13 protein-coding genes are annotated in these 13,204 nt (G+C 71.4%); 6 read left to right on the top strand and 7 right to left on the bottom strand.

Annotation, left to right across the window (positions count from 1 at the left end):
• Position 1 precedes the first annotated feature (1 nt).
• The 6 genes from BJ998_RS25740 to BJ998_RS25715 form a co-directional block, all read right to left on the bottom strand.
• Positions 2-1,162, bottom strand: coding sequence for a cysteine desulfurase family protein (locus BJ998_RS25740; protein WP_184865647.1), 1,161 nt, complete (start codon positions 1,160-1,162; stop codon positions 2-4).
• Positions 1,163-1,196: 34 nt separating this feature from the next.
• The gene (locus BJ998_RS25735) at positions 1,197-2,558 is read right to left on the bottom strand and encodes an MFS transporter (RefSeq protein ID WP_312890328.1); all 1,362 of its coding nucleotides are present in this window, start codon (positions 2,556-2,558) and stop codon (positions 1,197-1,199) included.
• 17 nt (positions 2,559-2,575) lie between these two features.
• On the bottom strand, positions 2,576-3,445 hold the full coding sequence (locus BJ998_RS25730; protein ID WP_184865645.1) for a lysophospholipid acyltransferase family protein: 870 nt from the start codon (positions 3,443-3,445) through the stop codon (positions 2,576-2,578).
• Entirely contained in the window at positions 3,442-4,206 is a 765-nt protein-coding gene (locus tag BJ998_RS25725; RefSeq protein WP_184865642.1) for a GNAT family N-acetyltransferase, read from the bottom strand. The genes BJ998_RS25730 and BJ998_RS25725 overlap by 4 nt, the downstream gene beginning before the upstream one ends.
• A gap of 244 nt (positions 4,207-4,450) precedes the next feature.
• Positions 4,451-5,413 carry an electron transfer flavoprotein subunit alpha/FixB family protein gene (locus tag BJ998_RS25720; RefSeq protein WP_184865640.1) on the bottom strand — a complete coding sequence of 321 codons (963 nt, stop codon included), beginning with the start codon at positions 5,411-5,413 and terminating at the stop codon, positions 4,451-4,453.
• A 25-nt stretch (positions 5,414-5,438) separates the two neighbouring features.
• Positions 5,439-6,221, bottom strand: a complete 783-nt coding sequence (locus BJ998_RS25715; RefSeq protein WP_184865638.1) for an electron transfer flavoprotein subunit beta/FixA family protein — start codon at positions 6,219-6,221, stop codon at positions 5,439-5,441.
• Positions 6,222-6,433: 212 nt separating this feature from the next.
• On the opposite strand from BJ998_RS25715, the gene BJ998_RS25710 reads away from it, so the two are divergent.
• Positions 6,434-7,276, top strand: a complete 843-nt coding sequence (locus BJ998_RS25710; protein WP_184865637.1) for a DegV family protein — start codon at positions 6,434-6,436, stop codon at positions 7,274-7,276.
• Between the two features lie 131 nt (positions 7,277-7,407).
• On the opposite strand, the gene BJ998_RS25705 is transcribed toward BJ998_RS25710, so the two are convergent.
• On the bottom strand, positions 7,408-7,932 hold the full coding sequence (locus tag BJ998_RS25705) for a GNAT family N-acetyltransferase (protein ID WP_184865635.1): 525 nt from the start codon (positions 7,930-7,932) through the stop codon (positions 7,408-7,410).
• 30 nt (positions 7,933-7,962) lie between these two features.
• On the opposite strand from BJ998_RS25705, the gene BJ998_RS25700 reads away from it, so the two are divergent.
• From BJ998_RS25700 to BJ998_RS25680, 5 genes are all read left to right on the top strand, one after another.
• Positions 7,963-8,379 (top strand): VOC family protein, encoded by a 417-nt coding sequence (locus BJ998_RS25700; protein WP_184865633.1) that lies wholly within the window; start codon positions 7,963-7,965, stop codon positions 8,377-8,379.
• Positions 8,380-8,389: 10 nt separating this feature from the next.
• On the top strand, positions 8,390-9,115 hold the full coding sequence (locus BJ998_RS25695; RefSeq protein WP_184865631.1) for a class I SAM-dependent methyltransferase: 726 nt from the start codon (positions 8,390-8,392) through the stop codon (positions 9,113-9,115).
• Positions 9,112-10,590 (top strand): 1,4-alpha-glucan branching protein domain-containing protein, encoded by a 1,479-nt coding sequence (locus BJ998_RS25690; RefSeq protein ID WP_184865629.1) that lies wholly within the window; start codon positions 9,112-9,114, stop codon positions 10,588-10,590. The genes BJ998_RS25695 and BJ998_RS25690 overlap by 4 nt, the downstream gene beginning before the upstream one ends.
• 31 nt (positions 10,591-10,621) lie before the next feature.
• Positions 10,622-11,869 carry a S53 family peptidase gene (locus BJ998_RS25685; protein WP_221338124.1) on the top strand — a complete coding sequence of 416 codons (1,248 nt, stop codon included), beginning with the start codon at positions 10,622-10,624 and terminating at the stop codon, positions 11,867-11,869.
• An 82-nt stretch (positions 11,870-11,951) separates the two neighbouring features.
• A complete protein-coding gene (locus BJ998_RS25680; RefSeq protein WP_184865626.1) occupies positions 11,952-13,202 on the top strand; it encodes a glycosyltransferase family 4 protein in 1,251 nt (416 codons plus the stop codon).
• Positions 13,203-13,204 lie beyond the last annotated feature (2 nt).

Below are 13,204 nucleotides of genomic sequence, written 5' to 3'. Positions count from 1 at the left end.
GTCACATCCTCACCCTGGAAGCCGTGGCACGCCGCCGCATGCCGGCGATCCCCGCGTTCCGGGCCCGCTCCACCGCCGGTCCGATCGCCTCCGCCAGAGCGGCGACATCGGCGGCGGTCGAGGTGTGCCCGAGGGAGAACCGCAAGGAGCCACGGGCGGCCGCGGGGTCCACGCCCATCGCCAGCAGCACGTGGCTGGGCTGCGCGACACCGGCCGTGCACGCCGAACCAGTGGAACACTCGATTCCCTTGGCGTCCAACAACATCAGCAGACTGTCGCCCTCGCAGCCGGGGAACGTGAAGTGCGCGTTGCCGGGCAGCCGGTTCACCGGGTCGCCGTTCAGCACGGCGTCGGGCACGACCTGCCGCACGGCCGCGATCAGCTCGTCCCGCAACGCCCGAACCCGAGCCGAGTCGTCCTCGACCGACGCCCGCACCGCGGCGGCGAAACCGACGATCGCCGGCACGTTCAACGTCCCGGAGTGCACGTCCCGCTCCTGCCCGCCGCCGTGCAGCAGCGGCGTGCACTTGACGTCCCGCTTCAGCAGCAGCGCGCCGACCCCGTACGGGCCGCCCAGCTTGTGCCCGGTCAGCGTCAGCGCGGACGCCCCCGACTCGGCGAAGTTCACCGGCACCGACCCGACCGCCTGCACGGCGTCGGTGTGCAGCGGCACGCCACGGCCGGCGGCGATCTCGGCCAGCTCGGGGATCGGGTTGACGGTGCCGACCTCGTTGTTGGCCCACATCACCGTCACGAGACCCACGCCGTCGTCCAGCGCCGCCTCCAGAACCGAGGGCTGCACCCGGCCGACCGAGTCGACCTCGAGCCACCCGACTGCGTCCTCGCCGAGCCACTGCACGGCGTCCAGCACCGCGTGGTGCTCCACGGTCGAGGCCAGCACACGGGGCTTCTCCCGGGCCCAGTAGATGCCCTTGACAGCCAGGTTGTCGCTCTCGGTGCCGCCGGCGGTGAAGATCACCTCGGACGGCCGGGCGCCCAGCGCGTCGGCGATGTCCTCCCGGGCCTCCTCGACGGCGCGCCGGGCGCGGCGGCCGGAGGTGTGCAGCGACGAGGCGTTGCCCAGGGTGGACAACGCCTCGGTCATCGCCGCCACTGCCTGCGGAAGCATGGGAGTGGTGGCGGCATGGTCGAGATAAGCCATCGCGGTCACCAGGGTAGCCCGTCCGCGTGACTGTTCACGAATGGCTTGCGGCCCGACGGCTCACCACCAGCGCCCCGAACAGAGTGCACGCGGCCAGCACGGCGTTCAGCGGCGACCAGCCCAGGGTCGGTCCCAGCAGCGCCACCAGCACGCCGCCGAGCCCGACGAACACGGACTGCCCGAACAGGTCGGACAGCTGCAGCGCCGCCGAGTTGAAGCCGCGGTCGGCCTCCGCTGACAGACCCAGCACCAGCACGGACGCGCTGGACACGGCCAGCCCCATGCCCATGCCGGCGAACACCCAGGCCGGCGCGGCCAGCCACGGCGGCCCCCAAACGGGTGCGACGAACGTCACCAGCACCAGCCCCAGAGTGATGAGCAGGAACCCGCGTCGCATCAGCAGCGGCCGGAACAGGTCCGGGTGCCGGGCCTGCCACCACGATGCCGCCGACCAGCCCAGTGCCGAGACCGTCAGCGGCACGCCGGCCAGTGCCGGCGTGAAGCCGTGCACCTGCTGCAACACCAGCGGCAGGAAGATCTGGCTGCCGAAGAACGCGCCGGACAGCAGGCTCCGGGCCAGCACCACGCTGGGCAGGCCGGCGCGGACGACCAGCGTCCCCTTCGGCAGCAGCACCAGCAGCGCCGGCACGAGCAGGGCCAGCCCCAGCACGACAACCACGATGCCGACGGCGTTCGGGTGGTCGCCGGCCCAGCTCAGCACGGCCAGTCCGATCGCGGCGGCCACGGCGGCGAGGGTCAGCCCGCGGCGGCGCCGCCCCGATTCCGCCGGTTCGAACGCCGGCAGCCGGCGCAGCACGAGCACCACCAGTCCCCAGCCGATCAGCACCAGCGGCGCCAGGCCGAGGAAGATCCACCGCCAGTTCAGGTACTGGGTGATCAGGCCGGCGATGGTCGGCCCCACCAGCGACGGCACCACCCAGGCCGCGGACAGCGCGCCGAAGGCGACCGGCCGGTCGCGCTCCGGGAACACCATCGCGATCATCACGTACAGCGCGACGACCTGCGCCCCGCCGCCCACGCCCTGCAACGCACGGCCGATCAGCAGCTGCGTCATCTCCTGCGCGCTGCCGGCCACCACCAGTCCCAGCGCGAACAACAGCGGCCCGGTCATCAGCACCAGCGCCGGCCCACGGCGGTCGCACAAGCGGCCGCCCAGCACGTTCCCGACCACCTCGGTCGCCAGGAACATGGTGAACGGCCACGAGTACAGCGACTCGCCGTGCAGGTCGTGCACCAGCGTCGGCAGAGCCGTGCTCACGCCCATCTGCTCGAATGCGGCCAGCGTCACCAGCAACAGCAGGCCGGTGGTGGCTGCTCGACGGTCCGGCGCCCACAGCACGCTCGGCTTCTTCGTCGTCTCCCCTACAACGGTCACCCGTCTACTGTGCAACCTCAAGCACGCTGAAAGTCCAGTCCATTTCCAACAGGCACGGTGTGCGAGGCAACTGTGGTGCCGAGCGCCCCCGCCACCTCGGCCTCGGCCAGTCCGGCCAGGTCACGCCGATTGTCCGCGCGGCCGGGGGCGATCTCCGGCAGCACGTGCACCTCGACGACCAGCCCACGGAGCCTGAGCGCCCGTCGCATGGCGGTCACGAGGTCCTCGGTTCCGACAAAAGCCGCGGGACGGGCGGTCGTGCCGTCGACGACGCGGTAGCGGATCGCCACCGGGCGCACGGGAACGCCGGCGTCCAAGGCGGACTGCAGCAGCGCCGGACGGAACCGTCCCGACGAGATGCCGCACCAGGTGGTGCCCTCGGGGTTGGCGCCGATGGCCAGGCCGGCCCGCAGCGCCTCGCTCAGCTCCGACACCGTGCGCGGCAGCCGGGACAGCCGTTCCCGGTCGATGAACACCGAACCGGCGGCGGAGATCAGGCCGCCGAGCAGCGGCCAGCCCTTGATGTCCAGCTTGGCCACCATCGCCATCGGCTGCACGGCGTTGAGCACCAGCGAGTCCAGCCAGGACACGTGGTTGCTGACCACCAGCACGCCACGGCCGGGCGTGGCCTGGAACTTCGGCTCGCCGTGCACCTCGATGCGGACGCCGAAGGCCCGCACCAGCGAGGCGAACCAGCGGCGCACGACGAGCCGGGTGTTGGCCCGCAGCACCGGCTTCGCCGCGACGACCAGCAGCCCGGACAACAGCACCGCCAATGCCGACAGCACGCGCAGCGCCACGCGCACGATCGACACCCGGCGGAACTGCCCGCCGGTGACACAGCTCGGGCCGCACGGCGACTGCGGCATCCAGGGGTGCGCGCTCATGCCGTCTGGCCCAGGAAGAACTTGAGGTACCGCTGGTCGACGCGCTCCATGGAGAGCAGCACGAACAGGTCGGCGACGCCGAAGTCCGGGTCGTGGGCGGGGCGGCCGCAGATCCAGGCGCCCAGCCGCAGGTAGCCCTTCAGCAGCGGCGGAATCACCGTGCGCTGCGGGGCCTCGACCGACTCCGGGTCCCACGGGTTGAGCGGCCTGACGCGGTACTCCTCCGGCGAGATGTACTTCGCGGAGACCGCGGTCCAGACGCCCGCGGCGTACGAGCCGCCGTCGGCCAGCGGCACCGAGGCGCAGCCGGCGAGCCACTTGTGGCCGGAGAGCAGCATGTAGCGGGCGATGCCGGCCCAGACCAGGCCGACCACCGAGCCGTTGCGGTGGTCCGGGTGCACGCAGGAGCGACCGGTCTCGACCAGAGCCGGCCGCAGCGCGGCCAGGTTGCGCAGGTCGAACTCGGTCTCGGAGTACAGGCCGCCGTCGGCGTACTCCGGCGGCAGCATCCGGTAGGTGCCGACGATCTCGCCGGTCTCGTCCTCGCGGACGACCAGGTGGTCGCAGCGCTCGTCGAACTCGTCGGCGTCCACTCCGTCGGCGATGGAATGCAGCGTGGCGCCCATTTCCTCGGCGAAAACCAGGTGCCGCAGCCGTTGTGCGGCGCGCACCTCCTCGTTGTCGCGTGCCACGAGAAGGGAGTAACGAGGCGTGCCCGGAGCCGTTTCCGGGCTGCTGACCAGCAGTTGCGACCGCGTCATGGGTTCTGGTGTACCCGGGGCGCCCCCTACTCCGAAGGGTATGTCCGTTTACACGAAAATGACGGTTGCGCTAATTGCCGGTCGACGTGAATTCAGCGTGAAGCAGATATGAATCTCGGGGGTCTGGGGGTCGTCCCCCAGTTGAGTGAACGGGCGACGTGGTCCGCGTGTTCCGCGGACACACGTCGCCCAGAGCCCGGCAATTCCCGTGTTAATGGGAACCGCCCCCGACTCGGAAAACATCTCAGCCCTTACGCTTGGCGACTTCCTCGGTGAGCTGCGGGGCGACCTTGAACAGGTCGCCGACCACGCCGAAGTCGGCGATCTCGAAGATCGGCGCCTCCGGGTCCTTGTTCACCGCGACGATCGTCTTGGACGTCTGCATGCCGGCCCGGTGCTGGATGGCGCCGGAGATGCCCAGCGCGATGTACAGCTGCGGGGACACCGTCTTGCCGGTCTGGCCGACCTGGAACTGGTGCGGGTAGTAGCCGGAGTCGACGGCCGCGCGGGACGCGCCGACCGCGCCGCCCAGGGCGTCGGCCAGCTTCTCCACCACAGCGAAGTTCTCCGCGCTGGCCACGCCGCGGCCGCCGGAGACGACCACCGAGGCCTCGGTCAGCTCGGGGCGGTCGCCCGCGGCCAGCGGCTCGCGGCTGGTGATCGTGACGACCGCGGCCGCGTTGGCCGCCGCCGGCACCGCCACGGCCTCCTCGGCCGCCGCGCCCTCGACGTTCTCCGCCTCGATCGCGCCCGGCCGCACCGAGATCACCGGCACGCCCTTGCTGGCCTGCGCCTTGACGTTGTACGCGCCGCCGAAGATGGACTGGCCGACGGTGCCGTCGGCGTTGACCTCGGTGGCGTCCACGAGCACGCCGGAGCCGACGCGGATGGCCAGCCGGCCGGCGATCTCCTTGCCGGTGGCCGACGCGGCGACCAGCACGGCCGCCGGCGACGCCTGCGCCACCAGCGCGGCGAGCACGTCCACCTCGGGGGTGACGAGCTGGTTGGCCGCGTCCTCGGACTCGGCGACGTACACCTTGGCGGCGCCGTGCGCGGCCAGGGCGTCCTTCAGCTTCGCCGCGGTGCCGGGGGCGCCGACGACGACCGCGCTGGCCTCGCCGATGCGGCGGGCGGCGGTGAGCAGCTCGTTGGTGACCTTCTTGACCTCGCCGTCGACGTGGTCGACGAGGACCAGGACCTCTGCCATGTCTGTTTCCTCCTCGTCAGTCTCGTCAGATCAGCTTCTGGCCGACGAGGTACTCGGCGACCTTCGTGCCGCCGTCGCCCTCGTCCTCGACGCGCTGGCCGGCCGAGCGCGGCGGCTTCGGCGCGGACTCCAGCACCTTGGTCCAGGCGCCGTCGATGCCCAGGTCGGCGGTGTCCACCCCGAGGTCGGCGACGGTCAGCGTGCTGACCGGCTTCTTCTTGGCGGCCATGATGCCCTTGAAGGACGGGTAGCGCGGCTCGTTGATCTTCTCGTTGACGCTGATCACCGCGGGCAGGGAGGCCTGCAGGTGCAGCACGCCCTCGTCGGTCTCGCGCTCGACCTTGACGACTGCGCCGTCCACCTCGACCTTGCGGGCGTGGGTGAGCGCGGGCAGGCCGAGCAGCTCGGCGACCATCGCCGGCACCGCGCCGACGCGGCCGTCGGTCGCCTCGTTGCCGGCCAGCACCAGGTCGACGCCCTCGATCGTGCCGACGGCCTTGGCCAGCACCTTGGCGGTGCCGATCGCGTCGGTGCCGTGCAGCGCCTCGTCGCTGACGTGGACGGCCTTGTCGGCGCCCATGGACAGCGCCTTGCGGATGGCGTCGGTGGCGCGGTCCGGGCCGACGCTGACGACGGTGACCTCGCCGCCGTGCGCGGACTGGAGCTGCAGCGCCTCTTCGACGGCGCGCTCGTTGATCTCGTCGAGCACCGCGTCGGCCGACTCGCGGTCCAGGGTGTGGTCGGAGTCGGCGAGCTTGCGCTCGGAGTAGGTGTCGGGCACCTGCTTGACCAGGACGACGATGTTCATCGGTCTCCTTCGACCTCCTGAGCGCTGGGCTGTTCAACCCCCAGAATGTTACCGACGGGTAGCACAGGTGCAAACGCGGGCAAGCACTCCGGTGGCGTGAGAGTTCTCACGCGCATCCTCGCACTACACGGGCGTGCGCGGGGAACGGCGACACGTCCGAACGGACGTCACCCATATGCAGGCATGCGTGAGCCCGGATAGCCTGCTAGCCCATGAGGCGTCGTGTAGCCGTCGTGACCGACTCCAGCGCCTGTCTTCCGCCGCAACTGGCTGCTACATCGGGAGTGGCCGTTGTTCAGTTACAGCTCCAGGTGGGAGATCGGTTCGACGAGGAGGCGTGGGTCGCGCCAGAGGACTTGATCAAGGCCATGCAGGCCGGGAGGGCGGTGTCCACCTCGCCACCGGATCCCGGCGCGTTCTTCTGGACCTACCAGGACGCCGCCGCGCAGGGCGTGGATGCCGTGGTGTCGCTGCACATCTCGGAGAAGATGTCGCAGACGTGCGAGGTGGCCAGACAGGCGGCGGCACAGGCCAGCGTGCCCGTGCACGTCGTGGACACCTCGGCGATCAGCATGAGCCTCGGGTACGCGGCGCTGGCCGCCGCCCAGGCCGCCGGCGCCGGTTGGGACGTGCGGCAGGTGATCGCCGCCGCCCAGCGGAGATACTCCACCGGCACCGAGCTGATCTACGTGGACACGCTGGAGTACCTGCGCAAGGGTGGGCGGATCGGGGCCGCGCAGGCGCTGCTGGGCACCGCGCTGTCGATGAAACCGCTGCTGACCATAAAGAACGGCCAGGTCGCGCCGTCCGGCCGCGCGCTGGGCACCGACCGTGCGATCAAGAAGCTGGTGGACGCCGCCGTCAAGCGGGCCGGCAACGACCAGGTGGACGTGGCCGTGCAGCACTACGGCCCGGACGAGCGGGCGGTGACGCTGCTGGACACGCTCAAGGCCCGGATCCCGCGCGCCCGCAACTTCGTGCTCACCCAGGCGAGTTCCGCGGTGTTCGCGCACCTCGGCCCCGGCGCTCTCGGCGTAACCGTGTCCCCGGTCTAGCCCCGGGGTCGACCCCCGCGAGTCCCGCTCTCAGACACACCGAATGCAGGTTTCCGGCAGAAGCGAGACTCGAGGCTCACTTCTGCTCGAACCTTGCATTCGGTGTGACGGTAAGCGGGACTCGCCGGGGTTCAGGTGGCGAGCCAGTAGCGGCGGATGCCGTCGCCGGCGAACTCCAGCACGCCGCCGTTGGCCTCGATCACCCGCCGCGAGCCGATGTTGTCCTCGTCGCACGTGATCAGGGCCCGGTCGATGCCCAGTTCCCGGGCCTTCGGCAGCACCGCCGCCAGCATCGCGGTGGCGTGCCCCTGCCGGCGGGCCGTCGGCCGGACGTCGTAGCCGACGTGGCCGCCCTTCTTGCGCAGCGACTCCGTCAGCTCGTGCCGGAGCGCGATCCGCCCCAGGTAGGTCGTGCCCTCGCACCACCACCAGGTCGTCCCGCGCACTCGCCCCGGCGGGGGCTCCACGACGGCCTTGGCCCGCAGGTCCGCCACGAACTCCGAGAACCCCTCCGGGGTAGCCCAGCGGTTGTCCCTGATCTCGTCGCCGACGGTCGACCGGTCATGTTCCTGCCCGCGCCCCTCGGCCTGGAACTCCCGCATCGCCTCGACGAACGAGGTCCGCATCTCCACTCCCGGCAGCGTCAGACCTGGCATGCGCCCCAGTGCAGCAGCATGCTTGCCGCCATGCATCCGAATTCCGACGAGGTGATCTTCGCCTGCCGGCCGAACCTGCTGGTCGACAGCGTGGCCGTCAGCCTGCGCTTCTACGCCGAGGTGCTGGGGTTCCGGATCGGCTGGCGGTGGTCGGACCCCGAGGCGCGGTTTCTCGACGACGACGAGCCGGACCAGCCCGGAACGGCGTTGGTCGGCCGGGACGGGGTCCAGATCCTGCTGACCCAGAACCCCGGCGAGCACACGACCCGGCTGCACCTGGACGTGCACACGGCCGAGCAGGTGGACGGCCTGTTCCAGGAGTGGGCGGATCGGGGCGCGCGGGTGGCGGAGCCGCCGGTGGTGCGGCCGTGGGGCATGTACGAGATGCGCCTGCACGACCCGGACGGCAACGTGCTCCGGGTCAGCGCCCCGGCTACCGGCAGGTAGGGTTCGCGGCGTGACAGCCGAGCCGCTGCCCCTGACCGGGGAACGAACCGTCCCGGGCATCCCGGAGGAGAACTACTGGTTCCGCCGGCACGAGGCGGCGTACCTGGCGCTGGCGCCGCACTGCGCGGGCGCGACGGTGCTGGAGGCGGGCTGCGGCGAGGGCTACGGCGCGGACCTGCTGGCGGGGGTTGCTCGCCAGGTCGTGGCGCTGGACTACGACCGGTTGACGGCGGAGCACGTCCGCCGTGCCTACCCGCGTGTGGGCGCGGTCCGCGGCAACCTGGCGGCGCTGCCGCTGGCCGACGCGTCGGTGGACGTGGTGGCGAACCTTCAGGTGATCGAGCACCTGTGGGACCAGCACGGGTTTCTGGTCGAGTGCCGGCGGGTGCTGCGGCCGGGCGGTCGGTTGCTGCTGACCACGCCCAACCGGATCACCTTCTCTCCCGGACGGGACACGCCGTTGAACCCGTTCCACACCAGGGAACTGTCACCGTCCGAACTGGACTCCCTGCTTCGAGGGGCCGGCTTCGAGGTGCAGACGCTGGCGGGGCTGCGGCACGGCCCGGGCATCGACGACACGATCATCGAGCGCCAGGTCGAGGTGGTGCTCGGCGATCAGGGCTGGCCGGACGACCTGCTGACCGAGGTCAAGGCGGTCGACGCGGACGACTTCGTGATCACGGAGGACGACGTGGACGGCAGCCTGGACCTGGTCGCGGTGGCGGTGAAGCCGTGACCGAGGAGGGGACCTTCTGCCTGGTGGTGCACAGCCACCTGCCCTGGCTGGCGCACCACGGCTCTTGGCCGGTCGGCGAGGAATGGCTCTACCAGGCCTGGGCGCACTCCTACCTGCCGGTGGTCGACCTGCTCGAACGCTATGCGGCGCAGGGAAAGCGCGATGTGCTGACGCTCGGCGTGACGCCGGTGCTCGCGGCGCAGCTGGACGACCCGTACTGCCTGCGGGCGTTCCACGACTGGCTGGGCAACTGGCAGCTGCGGGCGGACTTCGCGGCGACGCGGTGGACGGATCCGCTGCTGAAGGACCTCGCGGCGGCGGAGCATCGGGCGTCGGCGAAGGCGTTGACGGACTTCGAAACCAAGTGGCGGCACGGGTTTTCGACGGTCCTTCGTGGACTGGTGGACAGCGGCGTGATCGAACTGCTCGGCGGCCCGGCGACGCATCCGTTCCAACCGCTGCTGGACGAACGGATCCGGCGGTTCGCGCTGAACACCGGCCTCGCCGACACCGAGCACCGCATCGGCACCCGGCCGGCCGGCATCTGGGCCCCGGAGTGCGGCTATTCCCCTGGCATGGAACAGGGTTATGCCGCGGCCGGCGTGCAACGGTTCCTTGTGGACGGTCCGGCGCTGCACGGCGACACCTCCGCCGCGCACACCGTGGGCGACAGCGACGTGGTCTGCTTCGGCCGCGACCTCGAGGTCACGTACCGGGTGTGGTCGCCGAAGGCCGGCTACCCCGGCGATCCCGTCTACCGCGACTTCCACACGTACGACCACCCGTCCGGGTTGAAGCCGTCGCGGGTGACCGGGAAGAACGTGCCACCGGAGGAGAAGCGGCCGTACGAGCCGGAGCTGGCGGCTCTCGCCGTCCAGCGGCACGCCGCCGACTTCGTGGACACGGTGGTGCGAAGGTTGCGTTCGTTGCCGAAACCGGGACTTGTGGTCGCCGCGTACGACACCGAGCTGTTCGGGCACTGGTGGCACGAGGGGCCGGCCTGGCTGGACGCCGTGCTGACGGCGTTACCCGAGGCCGGGGTGCGGGTGACCACCCTGCGTGGCGCACTGGAGGCCGGCCACCTGGGCGGGCCGGTTGAGCTGCCGGCGTCGTCCTGGGGTTCGGGCAAGGACTGGCGGGTCTGGGACGGCGAGCAGGTGGCGGACATGGTCGACGCCAACGCCCGGCTGCAGCGCACGCTGCTGGACACGTTGCGCCCCAGCGATGTCCGCGATCCCGTGGCCGATCAGCTGCTGCGGGAGGCGCTGCTGGCCCTGTCCAGCGACTGGGCGTTCATGGTCACCAAGGACTCGGCGGCCGACTACGCCCGGCACCGCGCGTCAACCCATGCCGACGGGTTTTCCCACCTGGCGGACCTGATTCGCCTTGGCGCCCGGGAAAAAGCGGTCGATGTCGCCGCCGAGCTGCGCGTTCGTGACGGCTTGTTCGGAACTCTAGACGCAAGAGGGTGTTGACACACCTTCCCCGCCACTACGGTGGCGCTCCGTGTCCAAGTCAACACGAACCGCGCTGGTCGCCGCCCTGATCGCGGCCACACTGCCCGCCACCGGGGCGGTCGCCGCCGCCACGCCCATGATCCCGTTGCAGCACAGCGCGGTGCAGCCCGCGCCGCTGCCCACCGACCAGTGCCTCGCCCAGCTGGCCCGGCACTGCTACTCGCCGGCCCAGCTCCAGGCCGCCTACAACGTGAACCCCTTGCACGCCAAGGGAATCACCGGCAAGGGTCGCACGATCGTGATCGTCGACTCGTTCGGCTCGCCCACCGTCCAGCACGACCTCGAGGTGTTCGACAAGCAGTTCGGGCTGCCCGACACCCAGGTCGAGGTGCTCAAGTGGGGCGAGGTGCCGCCGTTCGACCCGACCGACGACGACCAGAGCGGCTGGGCCGGCGAGAGCACCCTCGACGTCGAGTCCGCGCACGCCATCGCCCCCGGCGCGAAGATCGTGCTGGTCGAGACCGGCATCGCCGAGACCGACGGCCCCGTCGGCGTGCCCGAGATGATGAGCGCCATCAACCACCTCGTCGACGTCGGCGAGGGTGACGTCGTGTCGATGAGCTGGGGTACCGGCGAGCGGCACTTCCCCGGCTACGAGGTCGGCGACTACACGTCCTTGACCACGCTCCGTTACGCCTTCCAGAACGCCGCCCGGCACGGCGTCACGCTCACCGCCAGCTCCGGCGACGGTGGCGGCGCCCAGGCCGGCAGCGGCGGGTTCTGGCCGTCTTCCGATCCCCTCGTCACCGCCGTCGGCGGCACCCACCTCGACCTCGACAACTCCGGCAAGCGGCTGACCGCCGACAGCGCCTGGACCGGCAGCGGCGGCTACGTGTCGCAGGTGTTCGACCGTCCCTCGTTCCAGAACTCGGTGAAGTCCGTCGTCGGCGCCAAGCGCGGCACCCCCGACATCAGCATGGACGCCGACCCCGACGGCGGCCTGTGGATCTACTCCAGCTACGACCCGGCGGCGCCCGGCTGGTGGCTCGGCGGCGGCACCAGCCAGTCCTCGCCCCTGTTCGCCGGCGTCGTCGCCCTCGCCGACCAGGCCCTCGGCCACCGCGTCGGCCAGATCGACAACGACATCTACCGGCTCAATGCCCGGCACGCCAAGGGAATCGTCGACGTGACCACCGGCCAGACCGGGTCGAAGGGCTACCCGGCAGTCCCCGGCTACGACCACGCCACCGGCGTCGGCACCCTCGACGTCGCGAAGTTCGTCGACGAGCTGCGCTAGAACCGGTTCTCACGGGGAGTTTCGGGCAACCGGGGCTACCGATGAGTAGCCCCGGTGCCGGACATGGCAGGATCCCCTGGTCATGCGGATCCTCATGCTGTCCTGGGAGTACCCGCCGGTCGTGGTCGGCGGGCTGGGCCGGCACGTGCACGCGCTGGCCCGCAAGCTCGGCGAGCAGGGCCACGAGGTGGTGGTGCTGTGCCGGCAGCCGACGGGCAGCGACGCGGCGACGAACCCGACCTCCGACTTCGCGTCGGGCGGGGTGCGGGTGATCAGGATCGCGGAGGACCCGCCGCACCTGGTGTTCGAGCGCGATCTGGTGGCGTGGACGCTGGCGATGGGCCACGGGATGATCCGCGAGGGCCTGCGGCTGCTGCGCACGTGGCAGCCGGACGTGGTGCACGCCCACGACTGGCTGGTGACGCACCCGGCGGTGGCGCTGAGCGAGGCAGCGGAGGTGCCGCTGGTCGCCACGATCCACGCGACGGAGGCGGGCCGGCACAGCGGCTGGCTGTCGCAGCCGCTGAACCAGCAGGTGCACTCGGTGGAGTGGTGGCTGGCCAACCGGGCGGACAGCCTGATCACGTGCTCGGCGGCGATGCGAGCCGAGGTGACGCACCTGTTCGACGTGGACCCGGACACGATCACGGTGCTGCACAACGGAATCGAGCCGCGACGGTGGCGGGTGCGGCCGGCGGACGTGGCGGCGGCGCGCGAGCGGCACGGGGCTCCCGACGCGCCGCTGCTGCTGTTCTTCGGACGTCTGGAGTGGGAGAAGGGCGTGCAGGACCTGATCGCCGGCCTGGCCCGGATTCGGCGCAGCCACCCCGGCACCCGGCTGGTCGTCGCCGGCACGGGCAGCCATGCGCAGTGGCTGGCCGACCAGGCCCGCAAGCACCGGGTGCTGCGCGCGGTGGAGTTCGCCGGGCACCTGTCCGACCGTGAACTGGCGGCCGTGCTGTCCGCAGCGGACGCCGTCGTGCTGCCCAGCCGCTACGAGCCGTTCGGCATCGTCGCCCTGGAGGCCGCTGCCGCCGGCACGCCGCTGGTGGCGTCCACGGCCGGCGGCCTCGGCGAGGTTGTGGTCGACGGCAGGACGGGGTCGTCGTTCGCGCCGGCCGACGTCGACGGCCTGACCGCGGCGGTACGGGGCGTGCTGGACGACCCCGCGGCCGCCCAACGCCGCGCTCGCGCCGCCAAGACTCGCCTCGGCACCGACTTCGACTGGGGCCGCATCGCCGAGGGCACGGTGGCCGTCTACTCGGCGGCTCAGATCCGCGACCACGGCATCCTGGGCCGCCCCAAGATCGCCACCGGCAACGCCTTCCACTGACG

Source organism: Kutzneria kofuensis (assembly GCF_014203355.1).
GTDB classification, from domain to species: Bacteria; Actinomycetota; Actinomycetes; order Mycobacteriales; family Pseudonocardiaceae; genus Kutzneria; species Kutzneria kofuensis.
This window is presented reverse-complemented; position numbering and strand designations above follow the sequence as displayed.

Bases quoted from the DNA above. Each gene is read 5' to 3' on its own strand.
- BJ998_RS25710 (WP_184865637.1), top strand. From the start codon at position 6,434: ATGAGGCGTCGTGTAGCCGTCGTGACCGACTCCAGCGCCTGTCTTCCG.
- BJ998_RS25725 (WP_184865642.1), bottom strand. From the start codon at position 4,206: ATGACGCGGTCGCAACTGCTGGTCAGCAGCCCGGAAACGGCTCCGGGC.
- BJ998_RS25705 (WP_184865635.1), bottom strand. From the start codon at position 7,932: ATGCCAGGTCTGACGCTGCCGGGAGTGGAGATGCGGACCTCGTTCGTC.
- BJ998_RS25680 (WP_184865626.1), top strand. From the start codon at position 11,952: ATGCGGATCCTCATGCTGTCCTGGGAGTACCCGCCGGTCGTGGTCGGC.
- BJ998_RS25700 (WP_184865633.1), top strand. From the start codon at position 7,963: ATGCATCCGAATTCCGACGAGGTGATCTTCGCCTGCCGGCCGAACCTG.
- BJ998_RS25740 (WP_184865647.1), bottom strand. From the start codon at position 1,162: ATGGCTTATCTCGACCATGCCGCCACCACTCCCATGCTTCCGCAGGCA.
- BJ998_RS25720 (WP_184865640.1), bottom strand. From the start codon at position 5,413: ATGGCAGAGGTCCTGGTCCTCGTCGACCACGTCGACGGCGAGGTCAAG.
- BJ998_RS25730 (WP_184865645.1), bottom strand. From the start codon at position 3,445: ATGAGCGCGCACCCCTGGATGCCGCAGTCGCCGTGCGGCCCGAGCTGT.
- BJ998_RS25715 (WP_184865638.1), bottom strand. From the start codon at position 6,221: ATGAACATCGTCGTCCTGGTCAAGCAGGTGCCCGACACCTACTCCGAG.